This is a genomic window from Kitasatospora sp. NPDC058218 (assembly GCF_042882445.1).
Lineage (GTDB): Bacteria > Actinomycetota > Actinomycetes > Streptomycetales > Streptomycetaceae > Kitasatospora.
Genome location: NZ_JBHVWC010000009.1, coordinates 80864 through 99038, shown reverse-complemented (window position 1 = coordinate 99038; position 18175 = coordinate 80864). Strand labels below are relative to the sequence as shown.

At 75.3% G+C, this 18175-nt stretch carries 16 protein-coding genes; 5 read left to right on the top strand and 11 right to left on the bottom strand.

Annotated features, from left to right (window positions below):
* Positions 1-71 precede the first annotated feature (71 nt).
* Positions 72-611, top strand: coding sequence for a G/U mismatch-specific DNA glycosylase (mug, locus tag ACFVYI_RS07950; protein ID WP_387882350.1), 540 nt, complete (start codon positions 72-74; stop codon positions 609-611).
* 12 nt (positions 612-623) lie between these two features.
* Here the strand turns inward: mug and ACFVYI_RS07945 are convergent, their stop codons facing one another.
* Both ACFVYI_RS07945 and ACFVYI_RS07940 read right to left on the bottom strand, forming a co-directional pair.
* Complete coding sequence (locus ACFVYI_RS07945) at positions 624-1313, bottom strand: response regulator (RefSeq protein WP_387882349.1); 690 nt, start codon at positions 1311-1313, stop codon at positions 624-626.
* A complete protein-coding gene (locus ACFVYI_RS07940) occupies positions 1310-2593 on the bottom strand; it encodes a sensor histidine kinase (RefSeq protein ID WP_387882279.1) in 1284 nt (427 codons plus the stop codon). Before ACFVYI_RS07940 ends, ACFVYI_RS07945 begins: the two co-directional genes overlap by 4 nt.
* Before the next feature lie 199 nt (positions 2594-2792).
* Here ACFVYI_RS07940 and ACFVYI_RS07935 point away from each other — a divergent pair, with 199 nt between their 5' ends.
* Positions 2793-4685, top strand: a complete 1893-nt coding sequence (locus tag ACFVYI_RS07935; protein WP_387882278.1) for an FtsX-like permease family protein — start codon at positions 2793-2795, stop codon at positions 4683-4685.
* 20 nt (positions 4686-4705) lie between these two features.
* Here the strand turns inward: ACFVYI_RS07935 and ACFVYI_RS07930 are convergent, their stop codons facing one another.
* The gene (locus ACFVYI_RS07930; protein WP_387882277.1) at positions 4706-5707 is read right to left on the bottom strand and encodes a LysR family transcriptional regulator; all 1002 of its coding nucleotides are present in this window, start codon (positions 5705-5707) and stop codon (positions 4706-4708) included.
* A 138-nt stretch (positions 5708-5845) separates the two neighbouring features.
* Here ACFVYI_RS07930 and ACFVYI_RS07925 point away from each other — a divergent pair, with 138 nt between their 5' ends.
* Positions 5846-6856, top strand: coding sequence for an NADP-dependent oxidoreductase (locus ACFVYI_RS07925; protein WP_387882276.1), 1011 nt, complete (start codon positions 5846-5848; stop codon positions 6854-6856).
* 20 nt (positions 6857-6876) lie between these two features.
* On the opposite strand, the gene ACFVYI_RS07920 is transcribed toward ACFVYI_RS07925, so the two are convergent.
* The 4 genes from ACFVYI_RS07920 to ctaD form a co-directional block, all read right to left on the bottom strand.
* Positions 6877-7278: a YccF domain-containing protein gene (locus tag ACFVYI_RS07920; RefSeq protein WP_387882275.1), complete on the bottom strand. Its 402-nt coding sequence runs from the start codon at positions 7276-7278 to the stop codon at positions 6877-6879.
* Positions 7279-7386: 108 nt separating this feature from the next.
* Positions 7387-8376 (bottom strand): M56 family metallopeptidase, encoded by a 990-nt coding sequence (locus tag ACFVYI_RS07915; RefSeq protein ID WP_387882274.1) that lies wholly within the window; start codon positions 8374-8376, stop codon positions 7387-7389.
* Positions 8377-8379: 3 nt separating this feature from the next.
* Positions 8380-8805, bottom strand: coding sequence for a BlaI/MecI/CopY family transcriptional regulator (locus tag ACFVYI_RS07910; RefSeq protein ID WP_329488209.1), 426 nt, complete (start codon positions 8803-8805; stop codon positions 8380-8382).
* A 97-nt stretch (positions 8806-8902) separates the two neighbouring features.
* On the bottom strand, positions 8903-10561 hold the full coding sequence (ctaD, locus tag ACFVYI_RS07905) for a cytochrome c oxidase subunit I (protein ID WP_387882348.1): 1659 nt from the start codon (positions 10559-10561) through the stop codon (positions 8903-8905).
* A 336-nt stretch (positions 10562-10897) separates the two neighbouring features.
* Between ctaD and ACFVYI_RS07900 the strand changes: the two genes are divergently transcribed.
* Positions 10898-11368 carry a hypothetical protein gene (locus ACFVYI_RS07900; RefSeq protein WP_387882273.1) on the top strand — a complete coding sequence of 157 codons (471 nt, stop codon included), beginning with the start codon at positions 10898-10900 and terminating at the stop codon, positions 11366-11368.
* A gap of 84 nt (positions 11369-11452) precedes the next feature.
* On the opposite strand, the gene ACFVYI_RS07895 is transcribed toward ACFVYI_RS07900, so the two are convergent.
* Positions 11453-12370, bottom strand: a complete 918-nt coding sequence (locus tag ACFVYI_RS07895; RefSeq protein WP_387882272.1) for a DMT family transporter — start codon at positions 12368-12370, stop codon at positions 11453-11455.
* Here ACFVYI_RS07895 and ACFVYI_RS07890 point away from each other — a divergent pair.
* On the top strand, positions 12369-13844 hold the full coding sequence (locus tag ACFVYI_RS07890) for a PLP-dependent aminotransferase family protein (RefSeq protein WP_387882271.1): 1476 nt from the start codon (positions 12369-12371) through the stop codon (positions 13842-13844). The two genes, ACFVYI_RS07895 and ACFVYI_RS07890, sit on opposite strands and share 2 nt — an antisense overlap.
* 23 nt (positions 13845-13867) lie before the next feature.
* On the opposite strand, the gene htpX is transcribed toward ACFVYI_RS07890, so the two are convergent.
* The 3 genes from htpX to ACFVYI_RS07875 all read right to left on the bottom strand — a co-directional run bounded on the left by htpX (position 13868) and on the right by ACFVYI_RS07875 (position 18110).
* Entirely contained in the window at positions 13868-14731 is an 864-nt protein-coding gene (htpX, locus tag ACFVYI_RS07885; protein ID WP_387882270.1) for a zinc metalloprotease HtpX, read from the bottom strand.
* Between the two features lie 140 nt (positions 14732-14871).
* Positions 14872-16503 (bottom strand): NADH-quinone oxidoreductase subunit N, encoded by a 1632-nt coding sequence (locus ACFVYI_RS07880; protein WP_387882269.1) that lies wholly within the window; start codon positions 16501-16503, stop codon positions 14872-14874.
* 2 nt (positions 16504-16505) lie between these two features.
* On the bottom strand, positions 16506-18110 hold the full coding sequence (locus ACFVYI_RS07875) for a NuoM family protein (protein WP_387882268.1): 1605 nt from the start codon (positions 18108-18110) through the stop codon (positions 16506-16508).
* Between the last annotated feature and the right edge of the window lie 65 nt (positions 18111-18175).

The window sequence follows — 18175 nt, the reverse complement described above, 5'->3', positions numbered from 1 at the left end:
AGGACGGCTCGCCACCCCCGCACCGGGTCGGCGGCCGCCACCGGCAGACTGGGCGGGTGACCGAGACGCCCATGAAGCCCACCCCGGACCAGCTGCTCGCCGCCCGCGACAGCACCATCGCGGACATCGTCGCCCCCGGGTTGCGAGTGCTGTTCTGCGGCATCAACCCCGGCCTCTGGTCCGGCGCCACCGGCCACCACTTCGCCCGCCCGGGCAACCGGTTCTGGCCCGCCCTGCACCGCTCCGGCTTCACCCCGCGCCTGTTCCGCCCCGACGAGCAGCGCGAACTGCTCGACCTCGGCCTCGGCATCACCAACGTCGCCCCGCGCGCCACCGCCAAGGCGGACGAACTCACCGCCGACGAACTGCGCGAGGGCGGCGCCGCGCTCGGCGAGCGCGTCCGGTCACTGCGCCCGCGGGCCCTGGCCGTGCTCGGCATCGGCGCCTACCGGACGGCCTTCGGGCGGCGGACGGCGGCGGTGGGCCGGCAGCCCGAGGGCCTCGGGGAGACCGAGGTCTGGGTGCTGCCCAACCCGAGCGGGCTCAACGCCCACTACACCCCGGACGCCCTGGCGCAGGAGTTCCGGCTGCTGCGGGAGGCCCTGGAGTAGCCGCGCGCGGGCTCAGGCCCGCAGGAACTCCAGCACGGCCAGCACCCGGCGGTGGCTCTCCTCGGCCGGCGGCAGGTCCAGCTTCATCAGGATGTTGCCGATGTGCTTGCCCACCGCCGCCTCCGACACCACCAGCTCGCGGCAGATCGACGCGTTGGACCGGCCCTGCGCCATCAGCGCCAGCACCTCGCGCTCGCGCGGGGTCAGCCGCTCCAACGGGTCCCGGCGGCGGCGCAGCAGCTGCCGCACCACCTCGGGGTCGACCACCGTGCCGCCGGCCGCCACCGCGGCGACCGCCCCCGCGAACTCCTCGACCTGGCCGATCCGGTCCTTCAGCAGATAGCCGACGCCGGAACCGTCCCCGGAGTCCAACAGCTCGGCGGCGTAGGAGCGCTGCACGTACTGACTGAGCACCAGGACGGGCAGCCCCGGGGTCCGCGCGCGCAGGGCCACGGCGGCCCGCAGGCCCTCGTCGGTCTGGCCCGGGGGCATCCGGACGTCGGTGACGACGATGTCCGGCGCGTGCTCGGCGACGGCCGCGTGCAGGGCCTCGGCGTCGCCCACGGCGGCGACCACCCGGTGGCCGAAGCGGCTCAGCAGACCGATCAGGCCCTCGCGCAGCAGGACGCCGTCCTCGGCCAGGACGACGCGCAGGCCCTGCGGCCCGGCGGGGCCCGGGGGCTCGTCGTGCGGCTCGTTCATCGGTCGGTCGGGGTGCAAGGGATCTCCACACGCAACAGGGTCGGTCCGCCGGGCGGGCTGCTCACCGTCAGTGTGCCGTCCACCACCGCAACCCGGTCGGCCAGGCCGGTCAGTCCGGTGCCGGCCGCCGGATCGGCGCCGCCGCGGCCGTCGTCCGAGACCTCGATCGTCAACAGCCCGTCCGCGTACCGGCCGTCGACCCGGGCGAGGCCGGCGCCGCTGTGCTTGGCGATGTTGGCGAGCGCCTCGGAGACGGCGAAGTAGCCCGCCGACTCGACCGGCCGGGGCAGCCGGCCGGGCAGGTCGAAGCCGACGTCGACGGGGACGGGCGAGCGGTCGGCGGCGTCCGCGCAGGCGTCGGGCAGGCCGCGGTCGGTGAGCACCTGCGGGTGGATGCCGTTGATCAACTCGCGCAGCCCGGCCAGCACCTCGCCCGCCTCGCGGTGCGCCTCGGCGAGCCGCGCGGCGAGCGGACCGTCCGGCGGGGCGTCCAGCCGGGCCAGCCCGAGCGTCATCGCCAGGGCCACCAGGCGCTGTTGGGCGCCGTCGTGCAGATCGCGCTCGATCCGGCGGCGCTCCGCCTCGAACGCGTCCACCAACCGGGCCCGGGAGCGGACGAGTTCACCGATCCGCCGCTCCTGCCCACCGGGGGCGAGCACCAGCCGGACCAGCGCCGCCCGGCCGGCCGCCACCGCCGTCAACGGGTAGGCGACCAGCGGGAGCAGCAGCAGGCCGCCGACCCCCGCCAGGGCGGCCACCGGCGGCGAGTGGACCTCCCACAGCTTCAGGACGTTCACCTGCTCCCCGTCCAGCACCAGCAGCGGCAGCGCGGCGAGCAGGTGGCCGGGCACCACGAGGGCGCAGCCGACGACGGTCAGGTCGATCGGCCAGAGGACGAAGGCGGCGAGCAGCGTGAAGCCCAGCTCCCGCCAGGTCGCCGGCTCGCGGTAGCGCAGCCGCAGCCAGGCGGGCAGGCCGGGGCGGCCCGGCACGAGGTGCGGACCGGGAACGCCCGGGCCACCGAGCACCCTCAGCAGCCGCCGCTCCCAGGCCGCGTACGGCACCCCGACCAGCGCCAGCGCCGCCAACAGCGGCACCCCGACCAGCAGCACCGCCAGCACCCCGGCGGCCACCCCGGCCAGCAGCAGCCCCGCGCAGAGCAGCAGCCCGGCCGTACCGCTCACCGCCAGGTACAGCGCCGCCCGCCAGGGCGCCGCCGTCCGCAGGAAGCCCGGCCGGCCCGGCTCCCCCCACCGCTCCCGCCCGCCCAGGCCGCCCATCGCCCCGCCCTCCCTGTCCGTGTCCCCACCCGCTGCCGCCGCCCACCCTAGGCAGCGGTGCGGCGGGCGTCGGTAGGGCCAGGCCCACCCTGCGGCGCCTCCACTCCGGGCACACCCCTACGGGTAGGGCCTGCCCCACCCCCCGGAGTAGGCCCCGGCCTGCTGACCGGCACCGGGCCGGCACGGTTGGCTCGCCACCATGAGAATGTTCCGGATCGCCCTCAAGTCCCTGAAGGCCCGCTGGGTTTCACTCCTCGGCGCGTTCCTCGCACTGGCCCTCGGCGTGGCGATGACGGCGGTGATGCTGCTCGGGCTGGCCGCCGCCGCGGGGGCACCCGGCGGGGAGGAGCTGGTCTCGCTGGTGGCCGCGCTCGGTACGGCCGGCGGGGTGAGCGCGTTCGTCTCGGCCTTCGTCGTCGCCTCCACCTTCTCGTACACCGTCGCGCAGCGCCGCCGCGAGCTCGGCCTGCTCCGGCTGGCGGGCGCGACCCGGGCGCAGGTGCGGCGGACCGTCCTCGCCGAGGCACTGGTCCTCGGCGCCGCCGCCTCCGCCGTCGGCTGCGTCCTCGGCCGGCTCGGCGCCCCCGCCCTGGTGCGGTGGCTGGCGGAGGTCGGCATGGCCCCGCCCGGTTTCACGCTCGGCGACAGCGGCTGGCCGTTGCACGCCGCCTTCTGGACCGGGCTGCTGGTGGCCCTGGCCGGGGTCGCGGTGGCCGCCCGCCGAGCCGGCCGGGTCGGACCGCTGGACGCCCTGCGCGCCGCCGACCTCGACACCGGTGCGATGACCGCCGGCCGCCTGCTCTGGGGCCTCGGACTGCTGCTCACCGCCGCCGTACTGACCGCCACGGCGCTCGCCGGCGACCCGGCCGACCTGCTGCACCGCAAGACCTACACCACCCGGCCGATGCTGCTGATCTGCGCCTGCGGCCTGCTCTCCCCCGTCCTCGCCCGCCCGCTGGTCCGCGCGCTCGGCCGCCTCCCGGCCCGGCCGGCCTCGTTCGCCGGGCGGCTGGTGCGGGGGAACGCCGTGGCGGCGGTCCGCCGTACCGGGGCGGTGGCCGCACCGGTCCTGGTGTCGGTGGCGCTGGCCGGCTCGCTCGCCGGGGCGCTGGACACGGTCAGCGCCGCCCGTGCCGCCGAGACCGCCGCCCGCACCGCCGCCGACCTGGTGGTGCTCCCCGCCGCCCTCCCGGGCCCGCTCGCCGAGGCCCTGCGCGCCCTCCCCGGCACCGCCGTCTCCGCCACCGCGCCCACCACCCTCGCCGTGGTCGAACCGGACGGCAACCCGGTCACCTCCGAGGCGCGCATGGCCGATCCGGCCGGGCTGGCCGCGCTCGCCCGGCTGCCCGTCCGGGCCGGCTCGCCCGCCGATCTGACCGACGACACCATCGTGCTCCCCGCCGAGTGGGGCCGCACGACGGTCGGCGAGCCGGTGCCGGTGATCCTGGCCGACGGCCGCCGCACGACCCTGCGGGTGGCCGCCGTCCTGCGCGACGGCCTCGGCGACAACGGCGTCTACGTGAGCGCCCGCAACGCGCCGGGCGCGCGGGTCGACCGGATCGAGGTGCGGTTCGACCCCGGCACCGACCGGGCCACCGCCGCCGCACGCGTCCGGGAGGCCGCCCGCCCGTACGGCGCGACGGTGCTCACCCGGGCCGGCTGGCTCGCCGCCACCGCCCCCGCCAACGGCCGGATCGCCTGGCTGCGCACCGTTCTGGTGCTCGGCCTCGCCCTGACGTACACCGGCATCGCGCTCGCCAACACCGTCCTGATGGCCACCGCGGACCGCCGCCGCGAGCTGGCCCTGCTGCGGCTGGCCGGTGCCACCCGCGCCCAGGTGATCCGCCTGGTGACGACCGAGTCGGTGCTGGTGGCGGCGGTCGGCGCGGTGCTCGGCTGCACCGTGGCGGCCGTCCAGCTGGGCACCATGCACGGCGCGTTGGCGCTGCTCGGGGCGCCGGCCCCGTGGGCGGTGCCGTGGCGGGCGGTCACCCTGGTGACCGGGGGCTGCCTCCTGGTCGCGGCGGCCTGCGCCGCACCGGCGGCCGCCTGGGCACTGCGCCACCGCCCGGTCGTCGCGGCCACCCGCTGACGACCGGGCCGAGGGGCTGCCTAGCCCGCCACCAGCCCCTCCGGCAGGGCCAGCGCCCGCAGTTCGCGGATCAGCGCCCGGACGGCCGCGGTGCCCGCCAGCTCGGGCGTGGTGACGTACCCGACGTGCCGGCTGGGCGGGCGCGGGCCGAGGTCGGTGACGGCCAGGCCGGGCGGCGCACCGAGCAGGGCGGTCCGGGGCATGATCGCCATGCCGAGCCCCTGGGAGACCAGCGAGACGGCGACGGTGTCGTCCTCGACGTCGATCGTCGCGGGCGGGATCCAGTCCTGGCGGTCCCACCACTGCCGGGTGTAGGAGCCGCAGTTCTCGTCCCAGTCGACCAGGGGCAGCCCGTGCGGCGCCGGGTGTCCCTGCGGGTGCGCCAGCGCGTACGTCTCCTCGAACAGGCGGACCGCGACCAGTCCGGGGACGGGCGGCGGCCCTCCGGCGTCCAGCGTGGCGAGCCCGAGGTCGGCGCGACCGTCCGCGACCTCGCCGGCCGTGCCGCGGCCGATCTCGCGAACGATCCGCACCTGCGGGGTCAGCCCGGGGTGGCGGGCGGTGAGCCGGGCCAGCACGGGCGGCAGCAGGTGGGCGGCGACGCTGCGGAAGGCGGCGATCCGCAACGGCCCGGTGACCTCCGCGGCCGCGTCCCCCGCCCCGGCGCCGCGCACCTCCGGGCCCATCGCCTCCAGCAGCCGCAGGATCCGCCGGGCGTAGGCCACGGCCCGGGCACCGGCGGCCGTGGGGCGCGCGCCATGGCGGCCGCGTTCGAAGAGCACCGCGCCGAGCTTGCGTTCACAGGTGCGCACCGCGTGCGAGACGGCGGACTGGGTCGTGCCCAGGCGTGCCGCCGCGGCCGTGAAGCCCTTCTCCTCCTCGACGGCCACCAGGATCCGCAACTCCTGCGGGGCGAGATCGGGTGCGCCGGCGCGTTCGACGACAGGAGCGGCGGCAGCGGCAGGGACGGGAGCGGGGCCGGGCGCAGCGGCAGGGGTGCGGCCCGGCGCGGTGACGTTCATCCGCCGAATCTACCGGCATCCATCGATCGCGCTCATGGAACGGGCCGATCCATCGACGCGGACCCCTGCCCGGCGGGCCACCACCCTCCCTACGGTGATCGCATCCGCCCCGCCCCCTCGACCGTTCCGGAGCCCCGAATGCCCCGCCCCACCGCCCTCGCCGTCCACCAGGTCGCCCGCCCGTCCGGCGCCCCCACCGCCGACGACTTCGCCTTCGTCGAGGAGGCCGTTCCGGCGCTCGCCGAGGGCGAGGCCCTGGTCGAGAACATCTACCAGTCCGTCGACCCGTACATGCGCGAGGAGATGGAGGAGGGCGGCTGGGAGCTCCGTGCCCCGCTGGAGGGCCGGGCGCTCGGCCGGGTGGTGGAGTCCCGCACCCCGGCGCTGCCCGTCGGCGCGCTGGTCCACCACCGCCGGGCCTGGCGCACCCACTCGGTGGTCGGCGCGACCGGGGCCGCCGTCCTGCCCGACTTCGCGGGCGTCCCGCTCAGCGCCCACCTGAGCGTGCTGGGCGGCACCGGCCTCTCCGCCTGGGTCGGCCTGACCAGGGTCGCCCGGCTCCAGCCCGGCGAGACGATCTTCATCTCGGCGGCCGCCGGCGGTGTGGGCAGCGCGGCCGGACAGCTCGCCCGGCTGCTCGGCGCCGGCCGGATCATCGGCAGCGCCGGCTCCGCCGCCAAGGTCGAGCACCTCACCGACCACCTCGGTTTCGACGCCGCGTTCGACTACCACGACGGCCCGATCGCCGACCGGCTCCGCGAGGCCGCCCCCGACGGCCTGCACGTCTACCTCGACAACGTCGGCGGCGACCACCTCGAAGGCGCGATCGGCGCGCTGCGCGACCACGGCCGGATCGCCTGGTGCGGCGCCGTCGCCCAGTACAACCACCTGCACCGGCCGCCCGCCGCGCCGCGCAACCTCTTCGACGTGGTCGGCAAGAGCCTGCGCCTGGAGGGCTTCCTGGTCCGCGACCACCTCGACGCCCGGCCGGAGCTGTACGACTTCCTCGTCCCCCACCTGCGCTCCGGCGCCGTCGTCCCGGACGAGACCGTCGTGCGGGGCTTCGAGAACGTGGTCGAGGCCTTCCTCGGCATGCTGCGGGGCGCCAACACCGGCAAGATGATCGTCCAGCTCACCGACGCACCGTGACGGCCCGCCGGGGGCCGGGTTCAGCGCCCGCCGAACCGCTCGTCCGTCGACACGACCTCGCGGCCCAGCGGCATCAGCGAGATCGGGATCATCTTCAGGTTGGCCCAGCCGAACGGGATCCCGATGATCGAGATGAACAGCGGGATGCTGGTCGCGATGTGCGCCAGCGCCAGCCACCACCCCGCGAACACCAGCCAGATCACGTTGCCGACGCAGGACGGCGCCCCGGCGTCCGGCTTCTCCACCGTCGTGCGCCCGAACGGCCAGATCACGAAGCCGGCGATCCGGAACGCGGCGATGCCGAAGGGGATCGTGACGATGAGGACGCAGCAGATGATGCCGGCGATGACGTAGCCGAGCGCCATCCAGATGCCGCAGAAGATCAACCAGATGGCGTTCAGGACGAATTCGATCACCTTCATGGTGGGCACCCTCTCACGACGGACGGCCGGCCCCTATGACGTGCCATGCCCGCTGGCGGGCGTGTCTACGCCGCCGACCGCTCCGGCGGGTGCGCGGGCGGCCCCGCGCTACAGCGGGGTGACGGCCTTCAGGACCAGCAGCAGCGCCACCGCCGCGTTGAGCGCGCAGAGCGCCGACGCCGCCGTCCCGATCGCCGCCACCATGGCCGCGAGGCCCGCCCGGGTGTGCGCCGGCGGCCAGTTCCGCGAGGACGGCACCGGGCCGAGCAGTGCGGCCACCCGGCGCGGCACCGGGCCGGGTACGGCCCCCGGCGCGGCGAAGGCGGCGAACCCGGGAGCGGGCGCCCGGTGCGAGACCAGCGCCGCCCGGGCCACCGCCCGGGCCGTGATCCGCCGGTCGCCGACCGCCTGGGCCGACTCCTCGTCCGCCCACCGCTCCGCGCTGTACGCCACCGCCTGCTGCAGGGGCCGCAGGAACGGGTTGACGCAGCCGGCGAGCTGGGTGATCAGCAGATAGCGGTGGTGCCGGTGCTCCAGGTGAGCCCGCTCGTGCGCGAGCAGCGCCTCGCGCTCGTCGGCCGCCAGCCCGGCCAGCATCCCGGTGGAGACCACCACCCGCCCCGGCGAGCCGGGCAGCGCGTACGCGTACGGCCGGTCGTCCGGCAGCACCGCGAGATCGTCCGCGAAGGCGCCCCCGGACGCCGCGGCGAAGCCGTACCCGGCCGCGGCCCCGAGGTCGCGGCCGAGCGCCCGGCGCGCCCGGGCCCGGATCCGCAGATGCCGCACCACCGTGCGCAGACAGGCCCCGGCCACCACCACCAGGACGCAGATCGCCGCCGTCCCGACCGTCTCGTGGTACGGCAGCGCCGCCCGCACCTCCGGGTCGGACCAGCTGTCCGGCAGCGGGTTGCCGGGGAGCTGGGCGGTGCCCACCACCCCGGTCAGGCCGAGGCAGACGGCACTGCACAGCGCCATCACCGCACTGATCGCGGTCAGCAGCCGGGAGGCCCCGCGCGGATGCAGGTGCTGCTCGGTGAGCCGGGCGATCGGAACCGCCGTCAGCGGCAGGACGAGCGGGAGGAAGACGAAGACGCCCACGGTTCAGCTCTCGTGGTCGGCCACTGCCGGATCGGCACCGGCGCTGTCCAGCAGCGTCCGCAGCAGCTCCTCGTCGTGCGGGAGCAGCGCGGTGACGAAGCTGGCCAGTACGGCGTCCCGGTCCGGCTCGCCGTCGAGCATCCGGCGCATCCGCAGCGCGGCCAGCCCGGCCGCGTCGGAGGACGCCTGCCAGAGGTAGGAGCGGCCCGAACGGGTCCGTGAGACGGCCTTCTTGGCGTGCAGCCGGGACAGGATGGTCATCACGGTGGTGTACGCCAGGCCGCCGTCCAGCCGCTCCTGCACCCACACTGCGGTGGCCGGTCCGGGCGCCCGCTGGAGCACCGCCAGCACCTGGGCCTCCAGCTCGCCCTGGCCGCGCCGCCGGGCCCGTGGATCCCCGGCCGCCGGGGCGTGCCTCTCCTCTGCCATGACGGCCACTCCCTCCGGATGCCGCGCCCCGCAGCCGGCGGGACGCGTTCCCATCCTAACGAGCGGGCGCCCGCCGCCCGGCCGCCCGCCGGCCCGCTCAGGCGAGCGGCTCGCGCGCGTTCTGCCGCCGGTCCAGCTCGGCGATCTCGGGGTGGTGCAGGTCGAACGCCGGGGACTCCGAGCGGATCCGGGGCAGGGTGACGAAGTTGTGCCGCGGCGGCGGGCAGGAGGTGGCCCACTCCAGCGAGCGGCCGTAGCCCCACGGGTCGTCCTCGCCGACCGCGCGGCCGTACCGCGCGGTGTGCCAGACGTTGTAGAGGAACGGCAGGGTGGAGATGCCGAGCAGGAAGGAGCCGATGCTGGAGACGGTGTTCAGCGTGGTGAAGCCGTCCGAGGCCAGGTAGTCGGCGTACCGGCGCGGCATGCCCTCGGCGCCGAGCCAGTGCTGCACCAGGAAGGTGGCGTGGAACCCGACGAAGAGCGTCCAGAAGTGGATCCGGCCGAGCCGCTCGTCCAGCATCCGCCCGGTGAACTTGGGCCACCAGAAGTGGAATCCGGCGAACATCGCGAAGACGACCGTGCCGAAGACCACGTAGTGGAAGTGGGCGACCACGAAGTACGAGTCGGAGACGTGGAAGTCGATCGGCGGCGCCGCCAGCAGCACGCCCGTCAGCCCGCCGAAGAGGAAGGTCACCAGGAAGCCGACCGTCCACAGCATCGGGGTCTCGAAGCTCAGCGAGCCCCTCCACATGGTGCCGATCCAGTTGAAGAACTTCACCCCGGTCGGCACCGCGATCAGCATCGTCATGATCGAGAAGAACGGCAGCAGCACCTGGCCGGTGACGAACATGTGGTGCGCCCAGACCGTGATCGACAGGCCGGTGATGGCGATGGTGGCGGCGATCAGGCCGGAGTAGCCGAAGACCGGCTTCCGGCTGAAGACCGGGATGATCTCGGTGACGATGCCGAAGAACGGCAACGCGATGATGTACACCTCCGGGTGGCCGAAGAACCAGAAGAGGTGCTGCCAGAGCATCGCGCCGCCGTTGGCCGCGTCGAAGACGTGCGAGCCGAACTTGCGGTCCGACTCCAGGCAGAGCAGCGCCGCCGCCAGCACCGGGAAGGCGAAGAGCACCAGGACGGCGGTGAGCAGGATGTTCCAGACGAAGATCGGCATCCGGAACATCGTCATCCCGGGGGCGCGGAAGCAGACGATCGTGGTGATGAAGTTGACCGAGCCCATGATGGTCCCGAAGCCGGAGAGGGCCAGCCCCATGATCCACAGGTCCGCGCCGAGCCCCGGGCTGCGCTCGGCGCTGTTCAGCGGCGCGTAGGCGAACCAGCCGAAGTCGGCCGCGCCGTCGGGGGTGAGGAAGCCGTAGAGCGCGATCAGCGAGCCGAACAGGTAGAGCCAGTAGGCGAGCGCGTTCAGCCGGGGGAAGGCCACGTCGGGCGCGCCGATCTGCAACGGCATGATCCAGTTGGCGAAGCCGGCGAACAGCGGGGTCGCGAACATCAGCAGCATGATCGTGCCGTGCATGGTGAAGAGCTGGTTGAACTCCTCGTTGGAGAGCAGTTGCAGCCCCGGCCGGGCCAGCTCGATCCGCATCAGCATCGCCATCAGCCCGCCGACCAGGAAGAACAGGAACGCGGTGGTGATGTAGAGGGTGCCGATCCGCTTGTGGTCGGTGGTGGTCAGCCAGCCCACCAGGGCCCGGCCGCGCCGCCGGCGGGCGGCCGCCCGCCGGCGGTCCAGCCGCGGCGTGCGCGACGGATGCGGGGCCTGCTCCACGACGTCCTTCGGCAGAAGAGTCACGCAGCGCGCCTTCCGTGCTCGGGGCGGGCCGCGGACGGGACCGCCGGGGCGGCCGGCCCGGGCCCGGACAGCAGTCGGACAACCACTACCAGCAGCCGCCCGGGCCCGCCGGGGGCGCGCGGGGCGCGTCACCCGAACAGGCGCGGTCCGGTTGCCCGGCGCCCGGCCGGGGTGGACGGTCGAAGTCCGTACCCCTTTCCGTACGCCTGTTCGGCCGACGGCCCGGTTCCGGCCGGGTTCCGCCGACGGCCCCGGCCTGCGGCCCAGGAGGAGTCCATGAGCACCTCGTCGCCCACTCCCGACCAGCCCCCGCCCTGGCGTTCCGGCACCGGGGCTCCGCCACCACCGACATCGGTCAACAAGTTCAGCGACTGGGCGCCCGGCCTGGTGATGTTCGCGGGTGTGCTGATGCTCATCAACGGCTTCATGGAGGTCGTGCGGGGCATCATGGCGGTCGCCGACGACGACATCTTCGTCACGACCCCGCGCTACGTCTTCCGGTTCGACCTCACCGGGTGGGGGTGGATCCACATCGTCGTCGGCGCACTGGTCGCGGTGGTCGGTGCCTTCGTCCTCAAGGGCGCCGCCTGGGCCCGCTACGCCGGTGTCGTCCTGACCGCGGTGAGCGCCCTCGAGAACTTCCTGGACCTGCCCTACTTCCCGCTCTGGTCGATCGTGGTGATCGCCCTGGACGTCTTCATCATCTGGGCGCTCTGCGTCTACCGCCCGGACGACGCGGTGTCCTGACCGGCCGCCGTGGCGACCGCCGCGCCCGCGCCGACCGCCGTGTCGGCACGGGCGCGGCGGCGCTCCCGGCACGGGCGCGGCGGCTCAGGTGCGGGCGCGCTGGGTGACCGCGATGCAGACCAGCACCACCACCGCGGTGACCGGCGCCGCCGCCGGCAGGTCCTCGCCCAGCAGCAGCACCGCCCAGACCAGCGTCAGCAGCGGCTGGGCGAGCTGGAGCTGACTGGCCCTCGGCACCCCGATCGCCGCCATCCCCCGGTACCAGAGCACGAACCCGCCGAACTGCGAGACCGCCGCCGTGTAGGCCAGCCCGGCCAGCGCCTTCGCCCCCGGGTGCGCCGCCTCGGCCGGCAGCGCCAGCGCGGTGGTCACCACGGTGACCGGCAGCGCCGCGACCACCGCCCAGCCGATCACCTGCCACCCCGGCAGCTCGCGCGCGATCCGCCCGCCCTCCGCGTACCCGGCAGCGCAGACCAGCAGGGCGGCGAACAGGTAGAGGTCCGCGGTGGTCGGCCGCCCGTGGCTCTGCAGCAGGGTGAAGGCGAGTACGGCCGCCGCTCCGGCGAGCGCCGCGCACCAGAAGGTCCGGGACGGGCGTCCCCCGGTGCGCACGGCCGCGACCGCGGCGGTGGCGAGCGGCAGCACGCCGATGACGACCGCCGAGTGCGCGGTCGAGGAGGCCCGCAGCGCCAGCGTGGTCAGCAGCGGGAAGCCCAGCACGCAGCCGGCCGAGACCACCAGCAGCCCGGGCCAGTGCCGCCGTGCGGGCAGCGGGACGCGGGCGGCCGCCAGGCAGAGCGCGGCGAGCAGGCCGGCCAGGGCCCCGCGCAGCCCCGTCGCCGTCCACGGACCGAAACCGGCCAGCGCCCAGGAGGTCGCGGGGAAGCTGAAGGAGAAGGAGAGGACGCCGAGGGCCGCCAGGGCGGTGCCGGAGCTGCCGGGGGCCGCCGAGCCCTGCGGTGCTATCGCCATCGGGCGGGTAGCGCTATCTTGTGCCGTCATGAACGAGCGTAGCAGCGTGACCGATCTCGCCGACAGCCTCCGCCGGGAAGTCGAGCGCTACCCGGAGGGGCGGAAGCTGCCGTCGAGCCGGGTCCTGATGGAGCGCCACCAGGTCAGCCCGGTGACGGTCTCCCGGGCGATCGCCGTGCTGGCGGCGGAGGGCCTGGTGGTCTCCCGGCCGGGCGCCGGGGTCTTCCGCGCCGCCGCCTTCGCGGACGGCGGCGCCGGTTTCACCGGCGGTGGCTCGCCGCTCGCCGCGCCGACCGCCCGGCCTGGCGACCTCTCCTGGCAGGAGATCGCGCTGAGCGCCGACGCGGGCCCGCGCGACCAGGGCGCGGGCCCGCTGTTCGCCACCCTGAACGTCCCGCCGCCCGACGTGGTCGACCTGAACGGCGGCTACCCGCACGCCTCGCTCCAGCCCGAGCGGCTGCTGGCCGCCGCGCTGGCCCGGGCCGGGCGGCGCCCCGGCGCCTGGGAGCGCCCGCCGGTCGACGGGCTGACCGAGCTGCGCGCCTGGTTCGCCCGCGACATCGGCGGCAACGGCGGTCCGCTCGGCGCGGGCGACGTCCTGGTCACCGCCGGCGGGCAGAGCGCGCTCACCATCGCGATCCGCTCCCTGGTCGCTCCGGGCGCGCCCGTCCTGGTGGAGTCGCCGACCTACCCCGGCATCCTCGCGGTCGCCCGCGCGGCCGGAGCCCGGCCGGTCCCCGTCCCGGTGGACGAGGACGGCGTGCGCACCGACCTGCTGGCGGCGGCCTTCGACGCCACCCGGGCCCGGGCCTTCGTCTGCCAGCCGCTGTTCCAGAACCCGACCGGCGCCGTGCTCTCCCCCGAGCGGCGCGCCGAGGTGCTGCGGATCGCCCGGACGGCCGGCGCGTTCGTGGTCGAGGACGACTTCGCCCGCCGCCTGGTCCACACCGACGCCCCCGCGCTGCCGCGCCCGCTCGCCGCCGACGACCCGGACGGGGTGGTGGTCCACCTGCGCTCGCTCACCAAGGCCACCTCGCCCAATCTGCGGGTCGGCGCGCTCACCGCGCGCGGCCCGGCCCTGCAGCGGTTGCGGGCGACCCAGGTGGTGGACAGCTTCTTCGTCCCCCGGCCGCTCCAGGAGGCGGCGCTGGAGCTGGTCGCCGACCCGGGCTGGGCGCGCCACCTCCGCACCCTCGGCGCCGAGCTGCGCGACCGCCGCACGGCCGCGGTGGCCGCCCTGCGCCGTGAACTCCCCGGGCTGCTCGGCCCGCACCGGCCCGGCGGCTACCACCTCTGGCTGCGACTGCCGGACGGCACCGACGAGGCCGCGCTGGCCACCGCCGCCCTGCACGCCGGCGTGCTGGTCACCCCCGGACGCCCCTACCACGCCGCCGAACCGCCGGCGCCGCACCTGCGGCTGAGCTACGCCGCCGTCGACAGCGCCGCCCGGATCGCCGAGGGCGTCCACCGGCTGCGCCGCGCCTACGAGGGGCTCGCCGGCTGAGCGGGCCCGCCCCGTCGGCCCCCTCAGCCCCGGTAGCCCGCCATCCGCTCCAGACGGGCGATGCGCTCCGCCATCGGCGGGTGCGTCGAGAACAGCCTCGTGCCGGCCTCGCCCGGGCGGAACGGGCTGGCGATCATCATGTGGCTGGCCGTCTGGAGCTGCGGCTCCGGCGGCAGCGGCAGCTGTCGGGTACCGGCCTCCAGCTTGCGCAGGGCACTCGCCAGGGCGAGCGGATCGCCGGTGATCCGGGCGCCGTCGGCATCGGCCTGGTACTCGCGGGAGCGGCTGACGCCCAACTGGATCAGCGAGGCGGCCAGCGGCCCGAGGATCATGATCGCCAACATCCCGAAGAGCCCCGGCCCGTCGTCGTCGTCGCTGCGCCCGAACGGCACCAGCCAGGCGAAGTTCACCAGGAACATCACCACCGAGGCGAGCGCCCCGGCGACCGAGGAGATCAGGATGTCCCGGTTGTGGACGTGGCTCAGCTCGTGCCCCAGCACGCCGCGCAGCTCCCGCTCGTCCAGCAGCTGCAGGATGCCGTCGGTGCAGCAGACCGCCGCGTTGCGCGGGTTGCGCCCGGTGGCGAAGGCGTTCGGGGCCGGGGTCGGGGAGATGTAGAGCCGGGGCATCGGCTGGCGGGCCGAGGTGGAGAGCTCGCGGACGATCCGGTACAGCCGCGGCGCCTCGATCTCGCTCACCGGCCGGGCCCGCATCGCGCGCAGGGCGAGCTTGTCGCTGTTCCAGTAGGCGTAGGCGTTGGTGCCGAGCGCGACCAGCAGGGCGATCAGGAAGCCGGTGCGGCCGAAGAAGCTGCCGATCACCAGGATCAGCGCCGAGAGGCCGCCGAGCAGTGCGGCGGTCCTCAGTCCGTTGTGCCGGCGGTGCACGGCAGGCCCTCCAATGGTGCGGTGGGGAAGCCCTCGCTGCCTCGTCCCTCTGCCCGCACAACGGGCGGGAACGTCGGCCTTGTTCCCTCGTGGCCACCGCTCCACCCGGGCCGCGCCGCCGCCCGCCCCGGCCGACGGCCTCAGAACAGCGTGCCGCCGACCACCTGGAGGACCAGCTGCGGGGCCACCGAGAGCACCACGGCCGCGGAGGCGGTGAGCCCCAGGGTGGCCGCCAGCGAGGCCGGCAGCCGGCGTTCGACGACCGGCGCGGCACCGGCCGCCGGCGCGAACAGCCGGGCCGTCCAGAGCAGGTAGTAGTACAGCGCGACGACCACGTTGGCGGCCATCACCACGGCCAGCCAGCCCAGACCGGCGTCGACGGCGGCGCGGAACACCACCACCTTGCCGAACAGGCCGATCACGCCCGGCGGCAGCCCGGCCAGGCAGAGCAGGAAGAAGGCCAGTGCCAGGGCCGTCCAGCGGCGCCGGGCGAAGAGACCGCGGAAGTCGTCGACGCGGGCCCCGGCCCGGCCCCCGACGGCGGCGACCACCCCGAAGGCGCCCAGGTTCACCACGCCGTAGATCAGCGCGTACGCGGCGGTGGCGCCGAGGAGATCGGCCCCGGTCGGGGCGTAGCCGGCGGCGGCGAGCGGCACCAGCAGGTACCCGGCCTGGCCCACCGAGGACCAGGCGAGCAGCCGCACCGCGCTGTACCGGGTGTCGAACCGCTGGCGCAGCGCGCCCACGTTGCCGACCGTCATGGTGACGGCGGCCAGCACCGCGAGCACCAGGCCCCAGGTGTGCGCGTACGGGCGGAACGCGATCGTGGTGACCAGGGCCAGGCCGGACAGGCCGGCGGCCTTTCCGACCACCGAGAGGTAGCCGGCCACCGGCAGCGGGGCGCCGATGTAGGTGTCGGGCACCCAGAAGTGGAACGGGACGGCGGCGACCTTGAAGGCGAAGCCGACCAGGGTGAGCACCGCGCCCGCCTCGGCCAGCGGCTTCAGCTGGGCCGGCGCGTGCTCCAGGCCCTCGGCGACGGCGCCCAGGTGCAGGCTGCCGCTCGCGGCGTAGACGAAGCCGATGCCGAGCAGCATCACGGCGGTCGCGGTGACGGAGGAGAGGAAGAACTTCAGCGCGGCCTCGGCGCCCCGGCCGTCGCGGCGCAGCGCGACCAGAGCGAACGCCGGCAGCGAGGCCACCTCCAGGGCGATCACCAGGGTGGCGAGGTCGCGGGAGGCGGGCAACAGGGCGGCGCCGGTGGCGCTGGAGAGCAGCAGGAACCAGTACTCGCCGCCGGGCAGCTTCTCGTCCTCGACGGTGTGCATCGAGAGCAGCGCGGCGATCAGCGCGCCGCCGAGCGCGAGCAGCTGGAAGACCAGGGCGAAGTGGTCCGCGACGTACGAGCAGCCGGCGGTGTCGGTGGCTCCTGTTACGTTCTGCGCACAGAAGGTGGCGCGGGGTGATCCACCGGTGAGCGGGAGGAGAGCGATGAGGGCGAGGGCGAGCCCGGCCACGGCCAGCCCGCCGAGCAGCTTCTTGTGGCGCTCGGGCAGGAAGAGGTCGGTGACCAGCACGGCCAACGCGGCCAGGGCGGCGATCAGCGGCGGCGCGATCGCCACCCAGTCCACGGACTGGATCAGGCTGCCCGGGTCGGCGACGGCGAGGGAGGTCACAGTGGGCTGCCCCGTGGAGTGAGGTCCGAGTGCGGTGCCGGTCGCGCCGGCGAGCTGCGTGCCGAGGAGCTGGGCTCCGAGTGCGGTGCCGGTCATGGTCAGCCACCCCCGAGGAGGTACTTGACGGCCGGGTCGGAGAGGCCGAGCAGGAGCGCGGGCCAGAGGCCGGCGAGCAGGGTGAGGGCGGCCAGCGGTGTCCAGCTGACGGCCTCGTACGGGCGCAGGTCGGCGAGCTGCGGCACCGGCGCGGGCTGCTTCGGATCGCCCATGCAGACGCGTTTGACCACGATCAGCAGGTACGCGGCGGTGAGGAGGGTGCCGAGGCCGGCCAGGACCATGTAGGTGAGGAAGGCCGGGCGCGACAGGCCCTCGGCCGGGTCGAACGCGCCGAACATCGCGAGCAGCTCGCCCCAGAAGCCGGCCAGCCCGGGCAGGCCGAGGCTGGCGACGGCGGCGAAGGCCAGCAGGGCGCCGATCCGTGGTGCCCGCCCGTAGAGGGCGGCGCCGGTGGAGCCGGCCAGGGTGTCCAGGTCCGCCGTGCCGTAGCGGTCCTTCAGGGCCCCGACCACGAAGAAGAGCAGGCCGGTGATCAGCCCGTGGGCGATGTTGGCGAACAGCGCGCCGTTGACGCCCACCGGGGTGAGGGAGGCGATGCCCAGGAGGACGAAGCCCATGTGACCGACGGAGGAGTAGGCGATCAGCCGCTTGAGGTCGCTCTTGGCGCCGGAATCGGAGGGCGCGGAGCGCTTCCCGAGAAGGGTGGTGGTGGGCGACGGGAGGGCGAGCGCGAGACAGGCCAGCGAGCCGTAGACGATGCCGACGGCGGCGAACGCGCCCAGGTAGGGGGCGAGCGTCGCGGTGCCGTCCGGGACGACCGGGAGGAGGACGCGGACCAGACCGTACGTACCCATCTTCAGCAGCACGCCGGCGAGCAGCACGGAGCCGACGGTCGGGGCCGCCGTGTGCGCGTCCGGGAGCCAGCTGTGCAGCGGCCAGGCGGGGGCCTTGACCGCCAGCCCGACCATGATCGCCAGGGCGGCGGTCACCTGGGTGGTGTGGCTCAGGCCGCTGCCGTGCGCGGCGGCCAGGGCCTGCATGTCGAAGGTGCCCGCCTTGCTGCCGACCAGCAGGAAGCCGAGCAGCATCACGGCCGAGCCGAGCAGCGTGTACAGGATGAACCGGTTGGCGGCCGGGACCTTCGCCCCGGTCCCCCAGCGGGCGATCAGGAAGTACATCGGGATCAGCACGATCTCGAAGGCCAGGAAGAAGAGCAGGAGGTCCAGCACCGCGAAGGTGGCGAGCATGCCGACTTCGAGGAGGAGGAACAGCCCGGTGAAGGCCCTTGCCGAGGGGACGCCCTCCCCCGACGGCAGCCGCTTCTCCGAGTACAGCGCGCAGAGGAAGGTCAGCAGCGCGGTCAGCACGATCAGCGGGAGCGAGACGCCGTCCACGCCGAGGTGGAAGCGCACGCCGATGGCCGGGATCCAGGACACGTCGGTGGTGGCCTGCATCCGGCCGGGCTCGTCGTGGTCGAAGCCCACCGCGAGGGCGGCGCAGAGCAGCAGGACGCCGCCGCTGACCACGGTGTTGAGCCGCAGCGCGCGCCGGTCGGCGGCGGCCGGGTCGGCGCCGAACACCGGCGCCAGGGTCAGCGCGGCGCCGGCCAGCGGCAGCACCAGGAGGGCGATGAGGACTGCGTTCATCGGGGGCTCCTACGGGCTGCGGTCGGCGGGGCTGGGCGGCGGGGCTGCTGGTTCACCCGGTTCTG

Coding starts and splice junctions, on each gene's coding strand:
- mug (WP_387882350.1), top strand. CDS start 72: ATGAAGCCCACCCCGGACCAGCTGCTCGCCGCCCGCGACAGCACCATC.
- ACFVYI_RS07945 (WP_387882349.1), bottom strand. CDS start 1,313: ATGAACGAGCCGCACGACGAGCCCCCGGGCCCCGCCGGGCCGCAGGGC.
- ACFVYI_RS07940 (WP_387882279.1), bottom strand. CDS start 2,593: ATGGGCGGCCTGGGCGGGCGGGAGCGGTGGGGGGAGCCGGGCCGGCCG.
- ACFVYI_RS07935 (WP_387882278.1), top strand. CDS start 2,793: ATGAGAATGTTCCGGATCGCCCTCAAGTCCCTGAAGGCCCGCTGGGTT.
- ACFVYI_RS07930 (WP_387882277.1), bottom strand. CDS start 5,707: ATGAACGTCACCGCGCCGGGCCGCACCCCTGCCGCTGCGCCCGGCCCC.
- ACFVYI_RS07925 (WP_387882276.1), top strand. CDS start 5,846: ATGCCCCGCCCCACCGCCCTCGCCGTCCACCAGGTCGCCCGCCCGTCC.
- ACFVYI_RS07920 (WP_387882275.1), bottom strand. CDS start 7,278: ATGAAGGTGATCGAATTCGTCCTGAACGCCATCTGGTTGATCTTCTGC.
- ACFVYI_RS07910 (WP_329488209.1), bottom strand. CDS start 8,805: ATGGCAGAGGAGAGGCACGCCCCGGCGGCCGGGGATCCACGGGCCCGG.
- ACFVYI_RS07900 (WP_387882273.1), top strand. CDS start 10,898: ATGAGCACCTCGTCGCCCACTCCCGACCAGCCCCCGCCCTGGCGTTCC.
- ACFVYI_RS07890 (WP_387882271.1), top strand. CDS start 12,369: ATGAACGAGCGTAGCAGCGTGACCGATCTCGCCGACAGCCTCCGCCGG.
- ACFVYI_RS07895 (WP_387882272.1), bottom strand. CDS start 12,370: ATGACGGCACAAGATAGCGCTACCCGCCCGATGGCGATAGCACCGCAG.
- ACFVYI_RS07880 (WP_387882269.1), bottom strand. CDS start 16,503: ATGACCGGCACCGCACTCGGAGCCCAGCTCCTCGGCACGCAGCTCGCC.
- ACFVYI_RS07875 (WP_387882268.1), bottom strand. CDS start 18,110: ATGAACGCAGTCCTCATCGCCCTCCTGGTGCTGCCGCTGGCCGGCGCC.